Origin of the sequence: Cryobacterium sp. Hh11, from assembly GCF_004404045.1 — a bacterium.
GTDB lineage: Bacteria > Actinomycetota > Actinomycetes > Actinomycetales > Microbacteriaceae > Cryobacterium > Cryobacterium levicorallinum.
The window spans coordinates 169,416-190,464 of the sequence record NZ_SOHF01000007.1; the positions used below are offsets into that span (position 1 = coordinate 169,416).

24 protein-coding genes and 1 tRNA gene are annotated in these 21,049 nt (G+C 64.7%); 9 read left to right on the plus strand and 16 right to left on the minus strand.

Translation table 11 applies throughout. The features are described 5' to 3' along the window. Nucleotides 1–30 precede the first annotated feature (30 nt). Nucleotides 31–1,659, minus strand: a complete 1,629-nt coding sequence (locus E3T46_RS02785) for an ABC transporter substrate-binding protein (RefSeq protein ID WP_134577372.1) — start codon at nt 1,657–1,659, stop codon at nt 31–33. Nucleotides 1,660–1,791: 132 nt separating this feature from the next. On the opposite strand from E3T46_RS02785, the gene E3T46_RS02790 reads away from it, so the two are divergent. Both E3T46_RS02790 and E3T46_RS02795 read left to right on the plus strand, forming a co-directional pair. Then, nucleotides 1,792–2,850 carry a LacI family DNA-binding transcriptional regulator gene (locus E3T46_RS02790; protein ID WP_134577373.1) on the plus strand — a complete coding sequence of 353 codons (1,059 nt, stop codon included), beginning with the start codon at nt 1,792–1,794 and terminating at the stop codon, nt 2,848–2,850. A 96-nt stretch (nt 2,851–2,946) separates the two neighbouring features. Next, nucleotides 2,947–3,747, plus strand: a complete 801-nt coding sequence (locus E3T46_RS02795) for an isocitrate lyase/phosphoenolpyruvate mutase family protein (RefSeq protein ID WP_134577374.1) — start codon at nt 2,947–2,949, stop codon at nt 3,745–3,747. A gap of 35 nt (nt 3,748–3,782) precedes the next feature. Here the strand turns inward: E3T46_RS02795 and E3T46_RS02800 are convergent, their stop codons facing one another. Both E3T46_RS02800 and dcd read right to left on the minus strand, forming a co-directional pair. Continuing rightward, nucleotides 3,783–4,304 (minus strand): hypothetical protein, encoded by a 522-nt coding sequence (locus E3T46_RS02800; RefSeq protein ID WP_092447970.1) that lies wholly within the window; start codon nt 4,302–4,304, stop codon nt 3,783–3,785. An 85-nt stretch (nt 4,305–4,389) separates the two neighbouring features. Beyond that, nucleotides 4,390–4,971, minus strand: a complete 582-nt coding sequence (gene dcd, locus E3T46_RS02805; protein ID WP_104132984.1) for a dCTP deaminase — start codon at nt 4,969–4,971, stop codon at nt 4,390–4,392. 71 nt (nt 4,972–5,042) lie between these two features. On the opposite strand from dcd, the gene E3T46_RS02810 reads away from it, so the two are divergent. Then, nucleotides 5,043–5,113: transfer RNA gene (locus E3T46_RS02810), tRNA-Gly, on the plus strand. Nucleotides 5,114–5,425: 312 nt separating this feature from the next. Further along, nucleotides 5,426–6,304 carry an NAD-dependent epimerase/dehydratase family protein gene (locus tag E3T46_RS02815; RefSeq protein WP_134577375.1) on the plus strand — a complete coding sequence of 293 codons (879 nt, stop codon included), beginning with the start codon at nt 5,426–5,428 and terminating at the stop codon, nt 6,302–6,304. Nucleotides 6,305–6,339: 35 nt separating this feature from the next. Here the strand turns inward: E3T46_RS02815 and E3T46_RS02820 are convergent, their stop codons facing one another. After that, entirely contained in the window at nt 6,340–6,807 is a 468-nt protein-coding gene (locus E3T46_RS02820; protein WP_134577376.1) for a MarR family transcriptional regulator, read from the minus strand. A 270-nt stretch (nt 6,808–7,077) separates the two neighbouring features. On the opposite strand from E3T46_RS02820, the gene E3T46_RS02825 reads away from it, so the two are divergent. From E3T46_RS02825 to E3T46_RS02840, 4 genes are all read left to right on the plus strand, one after another. After that, the gene (locus tag E3T46_RS02825; RefSeq protein WP_134577377.1) at nt 7,078–7,353 is read left to right on the plus strand and encodes a hypothetical protein; all 276 of its coding nucleotides are present in this window, start codon (nt 7,078–7,080) and stop codon (nt 7,351–7,353) included. Nucleotides 7,354–7,468: 115 nt separating this feature from the next. Next, entirely contained in the window at nt 7,469–7,732 is a 264-nt protein-coding gene (locus E3T46_RS02830) for a GlsB/YeaQ/YmgE family stress response membrane protein (protein ID WP_134577378.1), read from the plus strand. A 170-nt stretch (nt 7,733–7,902) separates the two neighbouring features. Beyond that, complete coding sequence (locus tag E3T46_RS02835; RefSeq protein ID WP_134443422.1) at nt 7,903–8,313, plus strand: DUF4383 domain-containing protein; 411 nt, start codon at nt 7,903–7,905, stop codon at nt 8,311–8,313. 51 nt (nt 8,314–8,364) lie between these two features. Further along, nucleotides 8,365–8,958 carry a hypothetical protein gene (locus E3T46_RS02840; protein WP_134577379.1) on the plus strand — a complete coding sequence of 198 codons (594 nt, stop codon included), beginning with the start codon at nt 8,365–8,367 and terminating at the stop codon, nt 8,956–8,958. A gap of 38 nt (nt 8,959–8,996) precedes the next feature. On the opposite strand, the gene E3T46_RS02845 is transcribed toward E3T46_RS02840, so the two are convergent. Continuing rightward, nucleotides 8,997–10,352 carry an AAA family ATPase gene (locus E3T46_RS02845; protein WP_134577380.1) on the minus strand — a complete coding sequence of 452 codons (1,356 nt, stop codon included), beginning with the start codon at nt 10,350–10,352 and terminating at the stop codon, nt 8,997–8,999. Between the two features lie 126 nt (nt 10,353–10,478). Here E3T46_RS02845 and E3T46_RS02850 point away from each other — a divergent pair, with 126 nt between their 5' ends. Continuing rightward, nucleotides 10,479–11,546: a hypothetical protein gene (locus E3T46_RS02850; protein WP_134577381.1), complete on the plus strand. Its 1,068-nt coding sequence runs from the start codon at nt 10,479–10,481 to the stop codon at nt 11,544–11,546. Here the strand turns inward: E3T46_RS02850 and E3T46_RS02855 are convergent. The 11 genes from E3T46_RS02855 to E3T46_RS02905 all read right to left on the minus strand — a co-directional run bounded on the left by E3T46_RS02855 (nt 11,543) and on the right by E3T46_RS02905 (nt 21,043). Then, entirely contained in the window at nt 11,543–13,534 is a 1,992-nt protein-coding gene (locus tag E3T46_RS02855) for a cytochrome c oxidase assembly protein (RefSeq protein ID WP_134577382.1), read from the minus strand. The two genes, E3T46_RS02850 and E3T46_RS02855, sit on opposite strands and share 4 nt — an antisense overlap. Before the next feature lie 211 nt (nt 13,535–13,745). Further along, the gene (locus E3T46_RS02860) at nt 13,746–14,033 is read right to left on the minus strand and encodes an HU family DNA-binding protein (RefSeq protein WP_134577383.1); all 288 of its coding nucleotides are present in this window, start codon (nt 14,031–14,033) and stop codon (nt 13,746–13,748) included. 302 nt (nt 14,034–14,335) lie between these two features. Beyond that, complete coding sequence (rpsN, locus tag E3T46_RS02865) at nt 14,336–14,641, minus strand: 30S ribosomal protein S14 (protein WP_092110538.1); 306 nt, start codon at nt 14,639–14,641, stop codon at nt 14,336–14,338. 2 nt (nt 14,642–14,643) lie between these two features. Beyond that, nucleotides 14,644–14,811, minus strand: coding sequence for a 50S ribosomal protein L33 (gene rpmG, locus E3T46_RS02870; protein ID WP_035880539.1), 168 nt, complete (start codon nt 14,809–14,811; stop codon nt 14,644–14,646). Then, entirely contained in the window at nt 14,811–15,047 is a 237-nt protein-coding gene (gene rpmB, locus E3T46_RS02875) for a 50S ribosomal protein L28 (RefSeq protein ID WP_035835252.1), read from the minus strand. Before rpmB ends, rpmG begins: the two co-directional genes overlap by 1 nt. A gap of 244 nt (nt 15,048–15,291) precedes the next feature. Next, nucleotides 15,292–15,711: a transcriptional repressor gene (locus tag E3T46_RS02880; RefSeq protein WP_134443427.1), complete on the minus strand. Its 420-nt coding sequence runs from the start codon at nt 15,709–15,711 to the stop codon at nt 15,292–15,294. Then, on the minus strand, nt 15,708–16,559 hold the full coding sequence (locus E3T46_RS02885; RefSeq protein ID WP_134577384.1) for a metal ABC transporter permease: 852 nt from the start codon (nt 16,557–16,559) through the stop codon (nt 15,708–15,710). Before E3T46_RS02885 ends, E3T46_RS02880 begins: the two co-directional genes overlap by 4 nt. Continuing rightward, the gene (locus tag E3T46_RS02890) at nt 16,559–17,458 is read right to left on the minus strand and encodes a metal ABC transporter permease (protein ID WP_241980417.1); all 900 of its coding nucleotides are present in this window, start codon (nt 17,456–17,458) and stop codon (nt 16,559–16,561) included. The genes E3T46_RS02885 and E3T46_RS02890 overlap by 1 nt, the downstream gene beginning before the upstream one ends. Then, on the minus strand, nt 17,459–18,256 hold the full coding sequence (locus E3T46_RS02895) for a metal ABC transporter ATP-binding protein (RefSeq protein ID WP_241980418.1): 798 nt from the start codon (nt 18,254–18,256) through the stop codon (nt 17,459–17,461). It abuts the gene before it with no gap. Nucleotides 18,257–18,263: 7 nt separating this feature from the next. Beyond that, entirely contained in the window at nt 18,264–19,316 is a 1,053-nt protein-coding gene (locus E3T46_RS02900) for a metal ABC transporter substrate-binding protein (protein ID WP_134577385.1), read from the minus strand. A 317-nt stretch (nt 19,317–19,633) separates the two neighbouring features. Further along, entirely contained in the window at nt 19,634–21,043 is a 1,410-nt protein-coding gene (locus tag E3T46_RS02905; protein ID WP_134577386.1) for a dihydrolipoamide acetyltransferase family protein, read from the minus strand. Between the last annotated feature and the right edge of the window lie 6 nt (nt 21,044–21,049).

The following is a 21,049-nucleotide window of genomic DNA, read 5'->3' on the forward strand; positions in this document are numbered from 1 at the left end:
CGGAACGACCCTTTCAGCGGTGAACAGTGACTACTCGGCAGCGCCGAGGTCGGCAGCCCACGGGTAGTACAGGTAGACGAACGAGGCCGGCACGCCGGTAACCCGGTCGTTGAGGAAGAGCCGCACCGACGGGTCCACGATCGGAATCCACGGGAGTTCGTCCATGGCCAGACCCTGAATTTCATTCACGAGCGTGGCGCGCTCGTCGTCGTCGCTGGCGGCGCCGGCGTCGGCGAGGAGGGCATCCATTTCGGTGTTGCTATAGGCGTTGTAGTTCTGGCCGCCGGTGCTGCCGAGGATCGTGCGCAGGAATGCGAGCGGGTCAGCGACGTCGAGGTAGTTCGCGGTGACGAAGGCGTCGTGGCCGGCGCGTGCCTCCGGGTCGGAGAAGAACGCACCGAACTGGGCGCTCGGCACTCCCTCGGGAACAACCGTTAGCCCGAGCGCGGTGGCGCCGTTGGAGATCTCCGAGATAATGTCGGCGTAGTAGGTGCGCTCGGCCGGGTAGACGATGGAGATCGGCTGGGTCAGGTCGGTCGTGGCCGCCTTCAGTGCTTCTTTGGCGCCTTCAATGTCGACGGCAGTCGACGGCAGGTCGGCCCGGCCCTGTTCGAACACATCGCTGCCGTACGACCAGGAGTTGTTCGGAACGAGCGAAGCGGATGCCTCGGCGGTGCCCTCAAAAACCGTCGCGGCGATCGCCTCGCGGTCGGTGGCGAGCATGAGCGCCTGGCGCACGGCCGGGTCGGCGAAGGCTCCGTTGCCGGTGCCGATGATCGCGATGAGTTGCAGCGAACGACCGAGGATGAGGCTGCCGTCGGTGGCCGACTGCAGGGTGGCGATCGAGCCGAGCGGAACGTCATAGGAACCGTCGATGGCGCCGGTGGTCAGTGCGTTGGAGATCGCGGCGGCGTCGACAATGAAGCTGATGTCGACCTGCGCGGTCTTGGCGACCTTGTCGGTGTTCCAGTAGTTGTCGTTGCGCTCCAGGGAGATGCTCTGGCCCTGGTTCCAGGCGCCGACCGAATACGGGCCGGTGCACATGACGCCGCCCGAGGGAGTGCCGTAGCTTTCGCCGGCGGCGAGCCGGTGGGCCTGCTCCACGACGTTGCCGATCGGGGTGGCCAGATAGGAGTTGAAGGTGGAGTCGGGCTCGATGAGCGTGACGGTGATCTCCCAGTCGCCGGTCTTCTCGATCGAGGCAATATTGTCAACGACGCCGCCGGCCCAGTAGCTGCCCTCGTTCGGGTCGAGCTGACGGCCGAGGCTGTACAGCACGTCGTCGGCGGTCATGGTCTCGCCGTCCCAGAACTCGACGCCCTGGCGAATGGTGTACACCCAGGTTGAGGCATCCGGGCTCTCGACGCTTTCCGCGAGGTTCGGCTGCACGGTGTAGTCGGGCTGCAGCTGCATCAGGCCCTCGCACAGGTTGGCGACGACGGTGTTCTCCGCGTAGTTGTACGCCTTGATCGGGTCGAGCGAAGCCGGCTCTCCGAAGGGGAGGTTCCAGGTGGCCAGGTCGAGTTCCCCGCCGGCCGGAGTGGTCACGGCCAGGTCTGCCGTGCTGATGCTCGGCGCTGCTCCGTCGGTGTTTCCGGCGGCGCAGCCGCTGAGGGCAACGGCCAGAACGCCGACGATAACGACTGTTCTTTTTTTCATGGTGATGCTCCTACTGATCAACAACGCTGTGGCGTGCAAGGGCTTTTATGAGAACCTAACTGACCAAAACGTTTTGGGCTAGCTTTTGTGCAAAACGTTTTGCTATCGGAAATATGACGGTAACGTGCAGGTATGAACTCGTTGCCGGAACGGAGGCGCGTCACCATCCACGATGTGGCGCGCGAAGCCGGGGTCTCGATCACCACGGTGTCGCACTCCCTCAACGGTAAGGGAGCCGTCGCCGCGGCCACCCGTCAGCGCGTTTTCGATGTCGCTGAACGCCTCGGTTACAGCGCGGACGCCATCGCCCGCGGGCTGCAAAGTAACCGGCTCGGGGTGCTCGGCCTGGTCATTCGACCGCTCGACACCCTCGACTCCTACCAGCCGGCCGGGGTCGACTACTTCGTACGTTTCGCCGGTGCCGCCGCGGTCGAAGCCCTCGACCGCGGGTTCGGGCTCATGCTCGTGCGCGACCCCACCACCAAAAACGTGCCCGGCATCGCCCTGGCCGTCGACGGCTTCATCATTTCCGACCCCCTCGGCAACGATCCCGTGATCGAGCTTTTACAGCGCAACGGAATTCCGCTCGTGACGGTCGGCCGGGACGTGGAGCGCGCCGACTTCACCGATTGGCTCGGCCTCGGCACCGACGCAGACACCCGCGCGGTGCTCAACCACCTCACCGAGCACGGCGCCCGGCGCGTCGCCCTCGTCGTCGGCACCGACACCAACGCCTGGAACGCCGACAGCGAGAGCACCTACCGGGCCTGGGCCGCCGAGCGCGGCCAGGCCGCTGCGGTCTACCAGCAGGACGAAACCGCCGGCGAACCCGGCGGGGAAGCGATCGCTGAGCGGATGCTCGCCGCGGCCGGCGACACGGCCGGCGAGCAGAGCCTGCCCGACGCGGTGTACTGCCTGACCGGGCGGCACGCGGCGGGTCTGCAGCGCCGGCTCCAGCGAGCCGGCTACGAGGTTCCGGCCGACGTCATGATCGTGGCCGGCTCCGATTCCGAGCAGACCCGCAACAGCACCCCGCCGATCACCTCGATCGACCTCACGCCCGAAATCACAGCGAAGGCCGCGGTCGATTTTCTGCTGCGACGCATCGACGGCGATACCCGCAGCAGTCCGCCGATGATCGAGAATGTGCTTAGACCCCGGCAGTCCACGAACCGCACGTCGGTCGCGTAGCCGCGGACTGGGCGCCAACCCGCAGTTGCCTGAGCATCCGCTGAACTAAGGCTGGCCTCCTCGCAGAGGGCGCGCAGGCCGGTCAGACTGAAGGACATGACTCTTACCCAGCTCCAGAAGGCCGAACTCCTGCTCTCGCTGCACGTGCCCGGCGAGCCCCTCATCGTCACCAACGTGTGGGATGCCATTACCGCCAAGATCGTGGCCGATGCGCCCGGCGTGAAGGCCCTCGCCACCGCGAGCCACTCCATCTCGAACGTGCGCGGCCTGCCAGACGGCGAAGGCCTCTCGCTCGACGAGGCCATCCTCGCCGCCACGATCATCGCCCGCGCCGTCGACCTGCCGGTCTCTGCCGACTTCGAGAAGGGCTACGCACCGGATGTTGCCGGCGTGACCCGCAACGCGCGTCGCCTGATCGAGGAATCCGGCATCGTCGGCATCAACATCGAGGACTCGGTCGGCGCCGACAAGGCTCCGCAGTTCGACATCGAGACCGCCGCCGCCCGCGTGGCCGCCGCGAGAGCCGGCGCCGAGCAGAGCGGCATTCCCGTCGTCATCAACGCCCGCGTCGACACCCTGGCCGGCGGCGGCGACTGGGACGAAGCCGTCGCCCGCGCCAACGCCTACCTCGGCGCCGGCGCTGACGTCATCTTCTTCCTCGGCCTGACCGACGAGGACAAGGTGGCCCGCGCGATCGAGCAGGTCAACGGCAAAATATCGGTGATCGGTGCGCCCGGACTCGTTCCGCTGAAGCGCCTCGCCGAACTCGGCATCAGCCGGGTCAGTTTCGGCCCGGGCACCCTCGGCCTCACCCTCGCAGCACTGCAGGCCGCGGCCACGAACCTCACCGCCCTCGGCGACTACCCGGCCGACCTCGGGTTCAAGTTCACCCTCTAAGCCGCCCAGACACCGAGGCCATCAGCATCCGTTTCTCAGCGGATGCGGGTGGCCTCATTGTGTTCGACGAGTTGCCAGGTCGCGCCCTCATCGGCGGAGACCCACCCCTCCCACTTGTAGCTGTCGGGGGTGATGGCGGTGAAATTCCAGCGGATCGGGCGGCCGTCCGTGCGGGTGCCCTCCTGCCGAACTCCATGCCGGTATGGGGTGGCCACAAGCTGGCAGTATTCGCCCAGCGCCGGGGCGAAGTAGCTCACGCGCCAGGCTCCGGCGAACGGGTCGTAGACGCGCACGGTAGTGGCGACGGTTTCAAATCCAGACGGATGTGTCGTGCTCGCAACGACTTCGACGTCTTGCACGGCCCGACCGTCGAGGATGAATTCGACCATCCAGACGAAGTCACGTTCGATCCACTCTCCGGTGGTCTCGTCGAGGCGGGTACCCTTGGCGGCCCAGGATCCGACCATCTGGCCGAAGCGGTGCATGCGCCCGGGATACTCCGGCGTGGGGCCGTGCGCGATCAGCGCCTCGTCGAATCGGGTGGGCATGGAGGTCATACTCCGATTTTACCCGACGCGAGGTTACGTTCGACGTATTACGTTTGCTCGGCCCGCGGGCATCCGCTGGTGTTGGAAGGCTGCGTCAGCGGTCGATGACCGTGCGGTGAAAGTTTTGGAACGAGCGCGACGCCGTCGGGCCGCGCTGGCCCTGGTAGCGGGAGCCGTATTCGCTCGAGCCGTAGGGCTTCTCGGCCGGGGAGCTGAGCTGAAAGAAGCACAGCTGGCCAATCTTCATTCCGGGCCAGAGCTTGATCGGCAGCGTCGCAACGTTGCTGAGCTCGAGCGTGACATGGCCCGAAAAGCCGGGGTCGATGAACCCGGCCGTGGAGTGGGTCAGCAGACCGAGACGTCCGAGCGAGCTCTTGCCCTCGAGCCGGGCGGCAATGTCATCTGGCAGGGTCACCTGCTCGTAGGTGGCGCCGAGCACGAATTCGCCCGGGTGCAGAATGAACGGCTCGTCGGGCTTGGTCTCGATCAGGCGGGTCAGCTCTGGCTGGTCCTCGGCCGGATCGATGTAGGCGTACTTGTGGTTGTCGAACAGCCGAAACAGGCGGTCGAGGCGCACATCAATGCTCGATGGCTGGATCATTGCGGGGTCGAGCGGCTCCAAACCGATTCGTCCAGCGTCGAGTTCAGCCTTGATATCGCGATCTGAGAGCAGCACGGTGCCAGCCTAGCCGCGCCGGGTTGATATGCTGGCACCGTTCCGATTGTTGTTCACTCACGGTCGGGCGCGCGGATGTAGTTCAATGGTAGAACTTCAGCTTCCCAAGCTGATAGCGCGGGTTCGATTCCCGTCATCCGCTCCCTATAAGCACCGTCACGTTCTCAGTGGACAACTTCGTGTGGTGCAACCGGACTGTGACCACCCAAAGTTGTCCAGTCAGCGACGAGGTTGGTCGGCACCCACGTCGTGCCGAAGGTACGCCCCGAGCGTCGTCACCAGGCCACCTCGCCGGCCCGAAAACGACAGGCCGGGCATGGGCGTTCGAGTACCCAGCTCCAGTCAGACGTGTCAGGAACGATAGGCATGGTTTCATGGTGATGCCCGCACTTCGCGGCGCTGCGGGCTCATCGTCAGGGTGCGCCCGCTAGCGTGGAATAAATCAAGGAGACAGATGACGGTACTCATTGCCGGATGCGGCGACCTCGGCACCGAGGTTGGCCTGCGGTTCGCGCTGCTGGGGCACACTGTGGTCGGGCTGCGGCGCAACGCACGCCTGCTCCCCCCAGAAATCACCGGCCAATCCATCGACCTGAGCGTCGAGAAGCCCGCCATCCCGCCAGACACCGAGTTCGTGGTCGTCGCGATCTCGGCCGTCAGCCCCACGGCCCTGGCGTATCGCGCCGCCTACCTAGATGGCCTGCGCAACCTGCTCGACGCGCTCGATGAGGCGCAGGTCACGCCGCGCCGCGTGCTGCTGGTCTCGTCGACGGCGGTCTACGACGTCAACGACGGCAGCCGGGTCGACGAGCAGACGCCGGCGAATCCGAGACCGGGCACCGATTCAATCGTGCTTGATGCCGAACGGATGCTCCACTCCAGACTCCCCGCCGCCACCGTTCTGCGCCTGGCCGGCATTTACGGCCCCGGCCGTGAACGCCTGATCGCTCAGGTACGCGCGGGTGCCGGGCTCTCCGCCCAGTCACGCCACACCAACCGCATCCACCGGGACGACGCAGCCGCCGCGATCGTTCACCTGCTGCTGCGTTCTGAGCAACCAGCGCCGCTCTATCTCGGCGTCGACAATGAGCCAGTGCGCAGTGACGAGGTGCTGACCTTTCTCGCCGCCGAGCTCGGCCTGCCCGAGCCGGCGCTGAACGAGTCGGCGCTGAACGAGTCGGACCAGCCGACGCGCACCCGCGAAAGCCAAAGGGGCGGCGACAAGCTACTGAGCAACCAGCTTCTACGCGATACCGGCTTCATCTTCAGCTACCCCACCTACCGGGAAGGCTACCGGGCCATGCTGGCCGGGCGCGGAATCCGCCACCCCTAACGGTGGCTCAGGCGGTCATACCCAGGCGGTCATACTCAGGCGGTCAAGCTGAGATCGGCATCCGATCCTACGGTCAACGCCATCGCGGAGAGCATGGCGCCCAGCCGTGCTTGGTCCTCCGGGCTCACGTCGCGCACGGAGTGAGCGATGAGCGCCTCGAAGTCGTCGTAGATTTTCTGCGTGATCTGCTCCGCCGCCGGTGTCAAGGTCAAGAGCAGACTGCGTCGATCGTGCGGGTGAGCCACCCGAACCAGCAGTTGCAAGGCCACGAGTCGATTCGAGATCGCGGTCACTGCACCGGTCGTCATTTCCATCGATTCCGCGAGCAATTTCGGGGTAATACTGCCCGTTTCCGCGACGCGGGCAATGGCGCGCAGCTCACTCCCGGTCAGACCGCTCTCGGTCGCGACCCGGTTTCGATTGCGATCCATGGCGCGCAGAAAAACTAAAGCGGATGCCGACAAGGCGTCCAGGGTGCGTCCGGAACTGTCCCGACCATACATGCGTTCTCCTGACCTCTGGTCTGTTGGTTTCGCCCAACTTCAGGCGCGCAAAATAGCCCGTGAGGGCATTCTGTTCTGTCAGTGTAGCGGCTAGATCAATTTGTAAGTTTCTTAACTATTAAATAGTTTACTGTTTGAAGTAAATCCCGTATATTGAAGCTCGCGCTGCCGAGCAGCGCGCCGCGCGGAGTCCGCGGTGGCAACGAAGCCCCCGCACGCTCCCACCCGGCAGCGCGCTCACGAACCTGTCACAACGAAATGGACCATGCAATGCAGAGCTACCGGTTGACGATCAATGACGACTGGTTTTACCTGTCGGCCGAGTACAACATTGCCGGCCTCAAGTCGGCCCTGTCCGCCGCAGTGCACAGCGGCGGAGGCTTCGTCGACGTCGTCAGCTCCATGCGGGCGCACGTCTCCCTGCTGATCACGGCCCACTCCATGGTCAAGATTGAAACGATCAATGCCGTCGACCTCCCCGATATCAACGACGCAACCCCGGTGACCGGCCCGCAGTACCTGGACGACGACTACTGGCTGGACTGAAGCCCGCAAGTCGAATCGTTGGCCGGAGGCTATTGACGGTGCATCGGCAGCTGGGTAAATTCACGCGAACGGCTTAGTCCGCGCCACATCCAGGCCAACCTGAAAGGCAGTTCTCATGAGTTTCCTCGGATTTCTCCTGCTCGGTCTCATCGCCGGAGCCATCGCGAAGGCGATCCTGCCCGGTCGCCAGGGCGGGGGCTGGCTTATCACCCTGCTGCTCGGGGTTGTCGGTGCCTTCCTCGGTGGCTGGCTCGGCGGGCTCCTGTTCAATGTCAGTCTGGAGGAGTTCTTCTCACTGACTACCTGGGCCCTCGCTATCGTCGGATCGCTGATCGTGCTGCTTATCTACGGCGCGGTCACTAACCGTCGCAAGGCCTGACCCGTCTCGGCACACAGCGCGTCACCCAATTCGGGTGGCGCGCTGTTTTTGCGCACCGATCCCCTTAAACGGGGAGATCAGGGCCACAATTAGTACCAATCCGAAGCGGATGGAGCTCCGAACAAATAGCAACCACGGGTTAGCCGTGAATCACCTAGGAGGCACCTGAAATGCGCACATCACCCAATCGCCTGATCGCCACCGTCTTCGGCGCGGTCTATGTTCTCGTCGGATTACTCGGCTTCGCCGTCACCGGCAGTGTCGGCTTCATCGCCACCGAGGGCGGATTACTTCTCGGCATCTTCGAGGTCAACCCGCTGCACAACATCGCGCACCTCTTGATCGGAGCGGCCCTGCTCATCGCCGGACTCTCCAACGCCATGGCAGCCAAGGCCACCAACAGCACGATCGGTGCCGTGTACCTGCTCCTCGGAATCGTCGGATTCTTCATCGCGAGCACCTCGCTGAACATCCTGGCGCTCAACACCGCCGACCACTTCCTGCACCTCGCCAGCGCCATCGTGCTTCTCGGTGTCGGCCTCACCGCAGACAAAACGGTTCACAGCAAAGCCAACGCCTAACACCGCACCGCTTCACTCCATCCCTTCGCGCACCAAGTCAATAGGAGCATCATGTCCCCGGTCGTTCGCACCTGGCTCGGCTTCGCCGCTTTCGGCGCCGCCCTGATCCATCTGGCCGTGGGTGTGACCGCTCCATTGCCCCTGTCGGTTCTGCTGGTCGGGTTCGGCATTGCCGAACTCGGCTGGGGAATCGCCACCCTCGCTGCTGGCCGGGTGCTGGTGCCCCGGATCATCGTGGGCGCGGCGCTCATCCCGGTCGTCATCTGGGGTACCACCGCCGTGCTCGGCAGTGGCCTCGGGGTGACCAGTGGCCAAACCGGCCTGCCGCTCTACCCGATGTCCGTCGCTTCACTCTTCAACGTATTCCTGGCCGCTACGGTAGCCATCGCACTGCGCCGCTCACCGACCGGGCCCCCTACGCCCGCGACCCCCAGCAGTGAAACGCGACGTGTTTCCGCAGCAGGCGCTGCCACACCCAGCGGCTGGCGTTTTCTTACCGGTCTCGTCGTCGGAGGCTTTCTGCTCTCGGCGCTCACCACCCCGGCCCTCGCCGCCACGGAGGTCGGCTCCCATGCCGTGCCCCATGGTTCACCCGGAGTGACCGAACCGACCATCCCCGACTCCGGCGGCCACGGAGCACACTAGAGTCCCTCGCAGAGCCCACCAGCGCACGACAGCACGGGTCAGGCGGGCAGCCCGGTTTCGGGGTCGGTTGGCTCCTGGCCCGACGTGTCAAGCCCCGCCAGGTTAGCCACCGGCGGCACCACCTCGATGTTCATGAACCGTTTGACGTTCTCGTCGACGATTATGTCGCTCGGTCGCAGTGGCCTGGTCAGGTACAGGCCATTGAGGCTGGTCAGCCGGCTCAGCGCAACGTACGTCTGACCGGGGCTGAATACCCGTGCTCCCAGGTCGACAATCGCCCGCTCGTAGGTCGCACCCTGCGACTTGTGAATGGTGACCGCCCAGGCCAACCGCAGCGGAAATTGCGTGAATTCCGCCACGACATCCCGGCTCAGCTTCTTGGTCGCGGCGTTGTAGGTGTACTTGTACTTCTCCCACACCGTCGGCTCAACCTCGTGCACGTCACCGTCGATGTCGACGAACACCGTCGAGTTGACCTTGGTGACCGTGCCGATACTGCCATTCACCCAGCGCGGCCCGCCATCGAGCGGGGAGTCGTTGCGCAAAAACATCACCTGTGCTCCCACCTTGAGCTCGAGCACCTCGTCGGCCGGAAACTGCTTGCCGCCGAAATCCCCGGTGATATCGGCCTTCGCGGTGAGCGATTTGCCCGACAGCTTCTTCAAAGCGGATGCGTTGATGCGGTTTACCGCATCATTGCGCGTCGCGAGGGTGATCACGCCCTCACTCGGCGGGGTTCGCATCCCCGCACCGTTGAGCGCACCACCGATCTCGGCGGTGACCTGGCCATGGCGCACGGCATTGAGCATGAGCTTGAAATCGTTGTCCCGCTGGCGGTGAATCTCGGTGAGCTCGAAGATGCGCAGCTCGGCATCCCGCCAGACCTTGGCGTCGAAGAACCACATCGACCGATAGTGGTCGGCGAAATAGGCGCGCTCGTCGGGGCCGCCGGGCACCGGGGCCAGCTGGTACGGGTCGCCGAACAGCACGATCTGCACCCCGCCGAACACCTCGAACGGGCGTTGGCGGGCCTGCCGCAAACTGCGGTCGATCGCGTCCATCAGGTCGGCGTTGACCATCGAGACTTCGTCGATCACGAGGGTGTCGATGGTATTGAGGAGCTTGCGCACCTGGTCGTTCTGGTCGATCGGGCTGTCGGCGATGACTCCGATCGGCAGGCGAAAGAGCGAGTGAATAGTCTGGCCACCCACGTTGAGCGCAGCGACACCGGTGGGTGCCGCAATCACGATCTGCTTGCTGGTGTTCCAGGACAGATGGTTCAGCAGCGTCGATTTACCCGTTCCGGCCCGACCGGTGACGAACACGTTCTGCTTGGTTCCCTCGATTGCCGCGAAGACCAGCGCCTGTTCACGGCTGAGCGGAATCTCGGACACGGCACACTTTCTCTGGCAGGCTCATGCTGCGCGGGGGACATACCACTGTAACGTCCCGTGGGCCCACAGCGAGCACTGGATCGGGCACTGGCCGCAGGTCCGACCCGCCCCCCGTACAATATTTATGTGACCACCCCGGCCGAAAACCAGCGGGCGAGCGGGCGCCGCGGCAGAATGCTCCGGGCCGTCCTCGCCCTCGTGGTGGTCGCTGCCCTCCTCGCGGCCGGTCTCGTGGGAACCATCACCGCCCTCAATCGCACGGTGTACAGCGCCGGCGGATTTGTGGAACAGTACCTCGACGCCCTCGCCCGCGGCGATACCGTCGGAGCCCTCGCGCTCGGTGGGGTCATGCCTTCGGCTGCGGAACTGACCGCGGCGCAACTGACCGTCGAATTGCCGGAGACGCTGCTGCGCGCATCCGTTTTGAGCGGTCTGAGCGATATCGAGTTGAAGAGTGACACGCCCAGCAATGCGGCCGGCGATGACACGCACCGGGTCGTCTTCGACTTTGATTTAAACGGCACAGCATCGAGCATGGCATTCACGGTCGAGCGGGCCGGAACCTTCGCCGGCGTCTTCAACGCCTGGACGTTTGCCGTCAGCCCGCTTGCTGTGCTGCAGGTGTCGGTGCTGCACGAACGCACCTTCACGGTCAACGGCCTCACGCTCGATACCCGCGCCCACGCGGCAGCGGATGCGCCAGCCACCTTCTCTTCCGGCGCCGCGTACCTCGCCTTCGCCCCGAACCGCTACACCATTGAACACTCCTCAGCCATGCTGACCGCGGAGAAGACGAGCGTGCGCGTGACGGCATCCGGGGCCACCGCGGTCGAGATCGACGCCCTGCCTAACAAAAAGATGATTGCGCAGGTGCAGTCAGAACTGAACAAGTTCCTCGACGGCTGTGCCACCCAGACCGTGCTGCAACCGACCAGCTGTCCGTGGGGTATCACGATCGATGACCGCATCGAGGGCGCCCCGGCCTGGTCGATCACCGGTTACCCCGCGGTTGAACTCACCGCCGGCGAGCGGTCCTTCGAGATGGTGGCGACGGCCGGACAGGCCCACATCGTGGTCGAGGTGCAATCCCTGTTCGACGGCGACATCAGTACCCGCGACGAAGACGTGCCGTTCACCATGGGGCTCAGCGTCATCGTGCAGCCCAGCGGCGCCCTGGCCATCCAGCTGCACTAGCCGCGCGGACTTTGCGCGTCGCGCTCGGTGATCCGGGCCAGGTTGGTATTGTAGGCGATCAGCTCGGCGTCTTCGTTGCGATCGGCCTTGCGATCCAGCCTTCTCGTGACCTTGGTGTCGTCGCGGCTCCACTGAATCGCCACGACAACGGCCAGCACAAAGGTCGGCAGCTCGCCAATACCCCAGGCGACGCCGCCGCCCATCTGCTGGTCGGCGATGGCGGAGAGACCCCAGGTGCGGCCCATCGCGCCGTACCAGTCGGCCAGGAGTAGCCCGGTGCCGCTCATCAGGGCGAGGCCGAAGAAGGCGTGGAAAGCCATCGTCACCAGCAGCAGCAGCAGTCGGAAGGCATGCGGCAGGCGGTACGGCACCGGGTCGATGCCGATCAGGGATTGCACGAACAGGTAGCCGGTGATCAGGAAGTGCACGATCATCCATTGGTGGCCGATGTGGTCGGTCGTCGCCCAGCTGAAAATGGACGTGTAGTAGAACACCCAGAGTGAGACGCCGAAGAGTAGGGCAGCGACGATCGGGTTGGCGACGATGCCGGCGAAGCGCGAGTGCACGGCGGTGAGAATCCATTCGCGCGCCCCACGGCTGCCGTCGTGGCGCTTGGCGATGGCGCGAGCTGCCAGCGTCACCGGGGCTCCCGGAACGAGCATCAGGGGCACGAGCATAGTCAGCAACATGTGCATGAGCATGTGGGTGGAGAACAGGTACTTCTCGTACACGTTCACTCCACCGTTGGTGATGTAGAACAGGGTGAGGATGCCCAGAACCCAGAGCACGCTGCGATAGATCGGCCAGGAGTCGCCGCGGCGGTGCAGCCGCCAGACGCCGGCTAGGTAGAAGAAGATGCCGAAAGCGCAGAACAGAATCCAGGCGAGGTCGAAGCTCCACTCGGTGAAATAGCGGGAGAAGGTCAGCTCCGGCGGCAGGAGTTCGCCGGTGAGAATCTGGGCCGGTGTCGACTGCGGAATCTCGGTGGCGACAACCTGTTCGACCGGTGTCGCCGTGCGAGCGAGGGCGGCGGCTACGCCCGAGGCGAGCCCCATGAAACCGAGTTCGGTCACCACGAGCCACCAGAACCAGCGACCGTGCGTCGAGTCGGTCCGCTGCATCCGCTTGATGAAGAACCGGCGTTGCAGAATGCCGAAGCCGCCGAGGGCGACGAGAGCGGCGACCTTCACGAGCACAAGCAAGCCGTACGGGCTGAACAGGTTGTCCCAGCTGCCGATGCGCAGTTCGGCGCTGACATAGCCGGAGGCGGCCACCACGACGAAGGAAACCAGGGCGAGGGAGGAATAGCGTGCAATCACCGAGCGGATGCGTTCGCCGTCGAGCTGGGTGCGCAGCACGATAATGGTCAGCAGGCCGCCGAGCCAGATCGCCGCGAAGACAAGGTGCAGGCCGAGGGCGGTGATCGCGGCGTTGTGGCCGGCAGCGCCCGCCGAGTGGCCCTGCTGGGCCATGGGTAGCAGCGAGAGCAGCGCCAGCACGGTGACGAAGATCAGGGCGGTCTGGTTGCGCACGGCGAAGCAGAGCACGGTCACGCCGGCGGCGATCAGCGTGGTCGCGAGCCAGGCCTGGCCGAGGTCGATCTGGCTGAAGAACTGTCCGACCGTGGCGCTGAACTGATCGCTGAAGCCGAAGGGAACGTTGGTGACCTGGAGAAAGGTCAGAAAGCCGGTGACAGCGGATGCGACGGCGAACAGTGCGGCCGAGGCTGCGGCGAAGTCGAGGGCGGTGCCGAACTCGCGTTCCCGGGGGCTGAGGGCGAAAAGCGTGAGCACGAGGGCACCGATCGTTCCGGCCGCGCTGATGTTGACAATGACCTTGGCGAGGGGAAGTCCCCAACGCACCACCGGCCCGGGGTCGGCCAGCAGTTGGGCCGAAGCTCCGCCGCCATAGGCGAGGGCAACAAGGGTGGACAATACAGCGACCAGCAGCAGGGCTGCCGGTCCGAGAACGCGGACGAGACGGGGCACCCGGCCAGCTTATTCGCCCAGCCCTGGGCATCCGTCTCGCCTGAGGCCGGTGCCCGGTGCCGGCGCGCGCCGAGCCGAGCGTTTTGGCCCGTTTGCGGGCCTTTTTCGAGGAGAAATTCACGTCTCGACTCGGCCCTAGATCGACATCGGATGCCCGGGGACGCCAAAGGGGGCGCCGACCGTGGTCGACGCCCCCTTTCAGTACTGAAAGCTACTTCGCGGCAGCCTTGAGCTTGCTTCCGGCGGTCAGCTTGACGCGGTGGCCGGCAGCGATGGCGATTTCTGCACCGGTCTGCGGGTTGCGGCCGGTGCGAGCAGCGGTTGCGGTGCGCTCGACGCCCAACCATCCCGGGATGGTGACCTTGCCGTCAGCGGCAACGGTCTCGGCCAGGGCTGCAAAGAATGCATTCAGAACGCCGTCAACGGCGGCCTGGCTCTGTCCGGAGTCAGCGGCAACCTTGGCAACGAGCTCGGTCTTGTTCAGCGACTTGTCAGCCATTGAGTGTCCTCCTCGGACCTTCGTCTGTATAAACAGCGATATTCGTAATACGGATGCTCCTCGAGAGAGAAACCCCGCTGGTCGGTTCGACCGAGTTGAAATCTAGCATTGATCCGCCAAAATCCCCGGATTTACGGCGATTTTCGACCATTTCAGGGCAGTTTCACCCGCTCAGGCACCCGATTTCGCTCTCCGCGAAAAGGTCGTGAACAACAAAACGGGATGTCGACCGAAGTCGACATCCCGTTTTGATGTTTCAGAAGCCGGCGAAACCGGCTACCAACTGCTTACCAGCGCAGGAGTTACCAGCTGGACTTGGTGATGCCGGGCAGCTCGCCGCGGTGCGCCATGTCGCGAAAACGAACACGCGAGATGCCGAACTTGGAGAGGTGGCCACGGGGACGACCGTCAACGGCGTCACGGTTGCGCAGGCGCACCGGGCTCGCGTTGCGCGGCAGCTTCTGCAGGCCCTTGCGAGCGGCTTCACGCGACTCGTCGGTGCCGGCAGGGTCAACCAGGGCCTTCTTGAGCTCAAGGCGCTTGACGGCGTAACGCTCGACGATGACCTTGCGCTGGTTGTTCTTGGCAATCATGCTCTTCTTCGCCATGTTTAGCGCTCCTCACGGAAGTCAACGTGCTTACGGATGACCGGGTCGTACTTCTTGAGTACCAGACGGTCGGGGTCGTTACGGCGGTTCTTCTTGGTCACATAGGTGTAACCGGTTCCAGCCGTGGAACGAAGCTTGATGATCGGACGTACGTCATGAGCCTTAGCCATTAGATCTTCACCCCACGAGCGAGAACGTCCTTGACGACGCTCTCGATACCACGAGCATCAATAACCTTGATGCCCTTTGCGGACAAGGTCAACGTGACCTTGCGACGAAGCGACGGCACGTAGTACGTCTTCTTCTGAACGTTCGGGTCGAAACGACGCTTGGTGCGTCGGTGCGAGTGCGAAATATTGTGTCCGAAGCCGGGAACAGCTCCAGTCACCTGGCATACAGATGCCATGGTTTCCTCCATTACCGAAGAGCGAATGCTCTTCCCAAGATCCCTTGTCGACGGGCAGAACCACATCGGCCCGGAGCTAACTCAAGGCCGGGGGAGAATCGCCCGCAATGTACGCACACAGGCGTAGCAGCTCTCAACGCTACTAGATCCGCGCGCCTCCCGCAAACTCTCCTGGCCGCGAGAGCGGGTGAACGGTTACTTCAGCGAGCACGAAGCAACCGTTCACCCGCTTTCGCGCAACTTGTTAAGCGGATGCTGCGGCTGCTGCTTGACTCGTCGCCGTGGCAGTGCAGGCGGCGCAGAGACCGAAAACGTCCACGACGTGGGCGGCGGCGGTGAAACCATTCTTGGCGGCGACGTCTTTCGCCCAGGTTTCCACGGCATCCGCTTCGATCTCGACCGTGAGCCCGCAATTGCGGCAGATCAGGTGGTGGTGATGATCATTGGTGCTGCACGCGCGATACAGGCTTTCGCCCTCCGGTGACTGCAGGGAGTCGGCGTCACCCTTGACCGCGAGGTCGGCGAGGGCGCGGTAGACCGTGGCGAGGCCGATTGGGGATCCGGTCGCGTGCAGGGCGGAGTGCAGCGCCTGGGCGCTGACGAAGCCGTCGTTAGCATCGAGGGCGCCTCGAACGGCCTCACGTTGCCAGGTGTTTCGCTTCATGACTTCAACCGTAGCGATGTTCGCGCGGGCTGGCGCGCATCTGTTTCTTGGGGCACCCGCGCGGTACCGACCAATCGCCGAGCGACCAGGGCGAGCAGAAAGAACGCCGCCGCGGTGAGGGCGATGCTGGGGCCGGCGGCCACATCGAGCGAGCGAGAGAGCAGCACGCCGATCACGCCGGACACCGCGCCGAGCACGGGGGCAATCACGAACATCTGCGAGGTCGTGCGCGAGACCAGGCGGGCCGCGGCGGCGGGGGCGGCGATCAGGGCGATGGCGAGGATTGCTCCGACGGCCGGCATCGCGGTCACGACCGTGGCCGTGATGAGCACCAGGGTCAGCAATTCGATCGGCCATTCTCGATAGCCCGCTGCGCGAAAACCGTTCACGTCGAAGGTCGAAAACATGATCTGCTTGCCCAAAACCACGATGGTCAGCACTGCGAATGCCAGCACGATGGTGACGAGGGTCACATCTCTGGTGGTCACCGTGAGAATCGAGCCGACCAGATAGGAGTCGACCTTGACCGGCAACGAGGGATTGAGTCCCTGCAGCAGAACACCGAGCGCGAATCCGGCGGTGAGCAGAATGCCCGATGCGACCTGATTTCCCTGTCGCTTGACGCGTCCGATCATGGTCATGATCCCCACAATGAGCACGCTAGCCACTGCGGCGCCGAGCGGGATGCTCACGCCCAGGATCGCGGCGCCGACCGCTCCCGGAAAGGTCGCGTGGGTGAGGGCTTGGGCGAAGAAGGTGCGCTGGCGCAGTACCACGAGGGTCCCGACGAGGCCACTGAGCGCGCCGATCAGCAGCGCGGCGAGGAGCGCCTGCTCGAAGTAGCCCATCAGCGCAGCACCGCGCCCGCCGTGCGACGAGGGCCGCCGATCCGGTCGATCCCGAGCCGAGCGACCAGGGCCAGCACGTAGCCGCCGACGAGTACGAGCACGACGGTGGCGCCGCTCGGCAGGTCGACACCGCGGTTCACCGAGGCTTCGTAGCCGAGCGCGAGGCCCAGCCAGGCGGCCAGAATCGCGAAACTGGCGGCGACCAGAAAGAGCAGCCAGAGGCGACGGGTCACCAGACGAGCGACCGCGCCCGGCACGATCAGCACGGCAAGCACGAGCAGGTTGCCGACCGCGCTACTGGCGGCCACCACGACCAGGGCGATGGCGACGTTGAGCAGAATGTCGAGGACGAGCGGGCGGTATCCGGCCGCAGCGGTGCCCTCGAGGTCAAAGGCGCGAAAGACCTGCTCCTTGAGCGTGAACCCCACGATAATCAGCGCAATCAGGCAGACCACGACGGTCTGATTGACCTCGGCCGTACTGACGGTCAACAGACGCCCGAACAGCAGCGCGTCGAGCTGGCCGACGTAATTTGTTTCCCGTGAAACCACGATGATTCCCACGCTGAACATGGCCGTGAAGACGATCGCGATCGCGGCGTCCGAGGTCACCGCGCGTTTGACGATCACCGTGAGCACGACGGCGGCGATGAGGGCCGCCACCAGTGCTCCGACAAAGAGTCCGTCACGACCACCCCAGACGAATCCGATCGCCACCCCGGGGAAGACGGCGTGGGTGAGTCCGTCGCTGATGAATTCGAGTCCGCGCAAGTTGACGAGTACGCCGACGAGGCCGGCGACGAGGCTCAGCACGACGAGCACGAGCAACGCCCGAGCCATGAATGGCAGGTCGAACGCGGTGATCAGCACGGTATTCATTACCGGCGTGACGGCATCCACTCAGTGCCCCCCGTGGCCGGGAACCACGATGGTGTGCTCGTCCATTTCGACGCCGACCGAGCCGAACGCCTGCTGCACGTTAGCGAGGGTCAGCACCGTATCGCGCGGCCCGAACGCCACCTGGGCGCCGTTGAGCAGCAGCACGCTTTCGCACACGGCGCGGGCCAGGTCGAGGTCGTGGGTGGATACCAGCACGGCGACCCCCTGCAGCTTGAGCCGCTTTACCGTTTCGATGAGGGCATCGCGGTTCACCTGGTCGAGTCCGTTGAAGGGCTCATCGAGCAGAAGCAAACGCGGGGCGGATGCGACGGCTCGCGCCAGCAGACCGCGCTGCTGTTGCCCGCCCGACAGCTCCCCGAACCGAGTCTTGGCTCGATTACTGAGTCCGACGGTCTCCAGCGCCTCGGCGACAGCCTGCCGATCAGCCTTGGCCGGCATGCGCCACCAGCCGAGCGAGCGGTAGCGGCCCATCATGACGACTTGCTCGAGCGAGACCGGAAAGTGTGGGTCGAGCTGGTCGGTCTGGGGTACGTAGCCAATGTAGCCGGCGGGGGCTGGCCACTGGCCGATCACCTCGACCGTGCCGTCCGTGCGGGTGATGAGTCCGAGAATGCCCTTGAGCAGGGTGGACTTGCCCGAGCCGTTCGGGCCGATCAGGGCAACGGCCTGACCCGGCAACACGGTGAAATCAATGCCGGTGAGCGCAGGCTCTGCGCCGTAGGCAAACGACGCTGCCGCCACTCGAAGAGCGGCGGCAGCGTCCGATGTTGGTGTTTCTTGAGAAGTGTTCTCGATCACGTGTTAACTATTGCAGTTCGGCGGGCAAAGCAGAGGGTGTGACGCCCCACGATTCGAGCATCAGCGTTGAATTGTGCAGCTGCGCCTTGATGTAGGTGTCGCCGGCGCTACCGTCGGGGCCGAGCGAGTCGACGTAGAGGGCGTCGTCACCGGAGTAGACGGTGACGCCGGCTTCGGTGGCGATCGTCTCGGCGGTTTTCGGACTGAGTGACGCCTCGGAGAACACGGCCGTCACACCGGTGGCCGTGATCGCCGCGACCAGTGAATCGATCTCGGCGGCGCTCGGCTCGGCGTTGTCGTCGAAGCTCGGAATCACCGATCCGACGTAGTCGATGTGGTAGGCCGCGGTGAAGTAGCCGAGGGCGTCATGGTTGCTCACGAGCAGGCGGTCGCTTTCCGGCACGGTCTCCACGTTGGTGCGGATCCAGTCGTCGAGCGCACTGAGCTGGGCGGAATACGCTGCGGCGTTGGCCTCAAAGTCCGCGGCGTTATCGCTGTCGGCAGCCACGAGGCCGTCGGTGATCGTCTGCACGATGGTCTCGGCGTTGTGCACGTCGGTCCAGATGTGTGGGTCTCCACCGTCGTGGGCGTCTTCGGCCTCGCCGGCGTGGGCATCCGCTTCTTCGTCAGCGTGGTCATCCTCCTCGGCGACTTCTTCGGAGTGATCTTCGCCGGCCCCAACCTCGGAGATGGTGATGCCCTCGTCGGCGTCGATCGTGACACCGTCGAAGCCCGACGCGGCGATGGCGTCGTCGAGCCACTCCTCGAGTCCGACACCGTTGATGACGAGCACGTCGGCGGCGCCGAGCGCGGTCAGGTCGGCCGCGGACGGGTCATAGCTATGGGCGCTCTGGTTGGGCTGGATCAACTGCGTGAGGTCGACGCCGCTGGCGTCACCGATCACATTGCGGGCGAAGTCGGCGACCTGGGTGGTCGTGGCGACGACCTTGAGTCCAGCGTCCGCGCTGTCGGCGCTGGCGGTCGTGCCGGCCGAGCACCCCGAAAGGGCGAGTGCGGCGGACGCAAGGAGTGCGGGAACGGCGAAATATCTCTTGTGCATGCTTCGAGATTAGCGCTGTTGATAATGATTGTCAAAACCATTAACCGTGTGCGCACACACCCGCTGACCGCGCTACTGGTCGGTGATGAGGTCGGGCGCAGGCACGCCCGCGGGCCGCACCGGCAGCTGCGACCCCGTGCCGCAGCGTGTCGGCCCCGTACAGTCTGCGAGCACCGACCGCCGTCATCCTGCCCTCCTCGCCTGCTTCACCAGAGGTCTATCACGATTGGGGCGCCACAACTGAGGACATTTCGAGAAGACTGGGCCAAATTTGACCGTGAGTTCTGACGAAAATCTCCACAGTTGCGTACGACGTTCTATTCCAGCAAGAGTGCCGGTTCTTCCATGATGCTCGCGACGTCGGCGAGAAAACGGCTCGCGACGTCGCCATCGACGACCCGGTGGTCGAAGCTCGCACCGATCGTGGTCACGTACCGCACCCGTACCTCGCCATCGACGACCCACGGCTTCTGCTTGATCGTGCCGAGGGCCACGATTCCCGCCTCCGGGGAGTTGAGAATGGGGGTGCCGGTGTCCATGCCGAACACGCCGATATTGGTGATCGTGATCGTGCCGTTGCTCATCTCGGCCGGGCTGGTCTTGCCGTCGCGCGCGGTCATGGTGAGCTTCTCGAGCGCCGCAGCGAGTTCGAGCAGGCTCATATCCTGCGCTTCCTTGATGTTGGGCACGATCAGCCCGCGCGGGGTCGCCGCGGCAATGCCGAGGTTGACGTAGTGCCGCACGATGATTTCCTCATCGGTGAAGGTGGAGTTCACCGTTGGATTGCGGCGCACCGCCCAGATCATGGCCTTGGCCATGATCAGCAACGGCGAGACGCGAATGCCGGCGAAGTCGGTCGAGGCCTTGAGTCGCTTGACGAATTCCATCGTGCGGGTGGCATCCACGTCGACGAACAGGCTCACATGCGGTGCGGTGAAAGCGCTCTTCACCATGGCCTGGGCGATGGCTTTGCGAACGCCCTTCACCGGAATGTGCTCGTCGCGATCGACCGGCCATTCCGGCGTCTGGATGTTGCGGAACACACTGGCCTGGGTCGCCCCGCGCAGCACGTCTTCCCGGGTCACGTCACCCACCGGGCCGGTCGCTTCGACGAGGGCGAGGTCGACGCCGAGGTCTTTGGCGAGCTTACGAATCGGCGGCTTGGCCATGACCGGGCCGACGGATGCCGCGCGCCGGGTCGGTTCCAGCGGCTCGGCCCGCGGGCGCACCGCGGGTTCGGGCGCCAGCGTCTCGTGGGCGACACTCGAGCCGCTGTGCCGACGCCGCCGGGTGGGCATCGTCGCCGCAGCGCCGCGGCCGACGAGAAGCGGTTCGGGCGCCTCATCGCTAATGCTGCTGCTGGTGTCCGTTGTGAGCGTGGTCGTGTCGGCGCTGTCAGTGTCGGACGTCTGCGCAGCGGATGCACCGGCATTCGCTGCCAAACCGGCCGCCGGCCGGTCTGCACTCGCGTCGGTGTTCGGCCCGCTATCGGAATGTATCGTGATGATCAACGTACCCACGTCGACCGTCGTGCCCGCCGCGACCAGAATTTCACCGACGACGCCCACGAACGGAGACGGCAGCTCGACCAGGGATTTGGCCGTTTCGATCTCGACCAGCACCTGGTTGATCGTCACGGTATCGCCGGGGGCGACCTTCCATTCCACGATTTCGGCCTCAGTCAGGCCTTCGCCGACATCGGGGAGGGTGAATTTCGACACGCTCATAAGGTG

Coding starts and splice junctions, on each gene's coding strand:
- rpmB (WP_035835252.1), bottom strand. CDS start 15,047: ATGGCATCTGTATGCCAGGTGACTGGAGCTGTTCCCGGCTTCGGACAC.
- E3T46_RS02825 (WP_134577377.1), top strand. CDS start 7,078: ATGCAGAGCTACCGGTTGACGATCAATGACGACTGGTTTTACCTGTCG.
- E3T46_RS02830 (WP_134577378.1), top strand. CDS start 7,469: ATGAGTTTCCTCGGATTTCTCCTGCTCGGTCTCATCGCCGGAGCCATC.
- E3T46_RS02840 (WP_134577379.1), top strand. CDS start 8,365: ATGTCCCCGGTCGTTCGCACCTGGCTCGGCTTCGCCGCTTTCGGCGCC.
- E3T46_RS02860 (WP_134577383.1), bottom strand. CDS start 14,033: ATGGCTGACAAGTCGCTGAACAAGACCGAGCTCGTTGCCAAGGTTGCC.
- E3T46_RS02900 (WP_134577385.1), bottom strand. CDS start 19,316: ATGCACAAGAGATATTTCGCCGTTCCCGCACTCCTTGCGTCCGCCGCA.
- E3T46_RS02800 (WP_092447970.1), bottom strand. CDS start 4,304: ATGACCTCCATGCCCACCCGATTCGACGAGGCGCTGATCGCGCACGGC.
- E3T46_RS02880 (WP_134443427.1), bottom strand. CDS start 15,711: ATGAAGCGAAACACCTGGCAACGTGAGGCCGTTCGAGGCGCCCTCGAT.
- rpmG (WP_035880539.1), bottom strand. CDS start 14,811: ATGGCTAAGGCTCATGACGTACGTCCGATCATCAAGCTTCGTTCCACG.
- E3T46_RS02815 (WP_134577375.1), top strand. CDS start 5,426: ATGACGGTACTCATTGCCGGATGCGGCGACCTCGGCACCGAGGTTGGC.
- E3T46_RS02790 (WP_134577373.1), top strand. CDS start 1,792: ATGAACTCGTTGCCGGAACGGAGGCGCGTCACCATCCACGATGTGGCG.
- E3T46_RS02905 (WP_134577386.1), bottom strand. CDS start 21,043: ATGAGCGTGTCGAAATTCACCCTCCCCGATGTCGGCGAAGGCCTGACT.
- E3T46_RS02795 (WP_134577374.1), top strand. CDS start 2,947: ATGACTCTTACCCAGCTCCAGAAGGCCGAACTCCTGCTCTCGCTGCAC.
- E3T46_RS02885 (WP_134577384.1), bottom strand. CDS start 16,559: ATGGGCTACTTCGAGCAGGCGCTCCTCGCCGCGCTGCTGATCGGCGCG.
- E3T46_RS02835 (WP_134443422.1), top strand. CDS start 7,903: ATGCGCACATCACCCAATCGCCTGATCGCCACCGTCTTCGGCGCGGTC.
- rpsN (WP_092110538.1), bottom strand. CDS start 14,641: ATGGCGAAGAAGAGCATGATTGCCAAGAACAACCAGCGCAAGGTCATC.
- E3T46_RS02820 (WP_134577376.1), bottom strand. CDS start 6,807: ATGTATGGTCGGGACAGTTCCGGACGCACCCTGGACGCCTTGTCGGCA.
- E3T46_RS02785 (WP_134577372.1), bottom strand. CDS start 1,659: ATGAAAAAAAGAACAGTCGTTATCGTCGGCGTTCTGGCCGTTGCCCTC.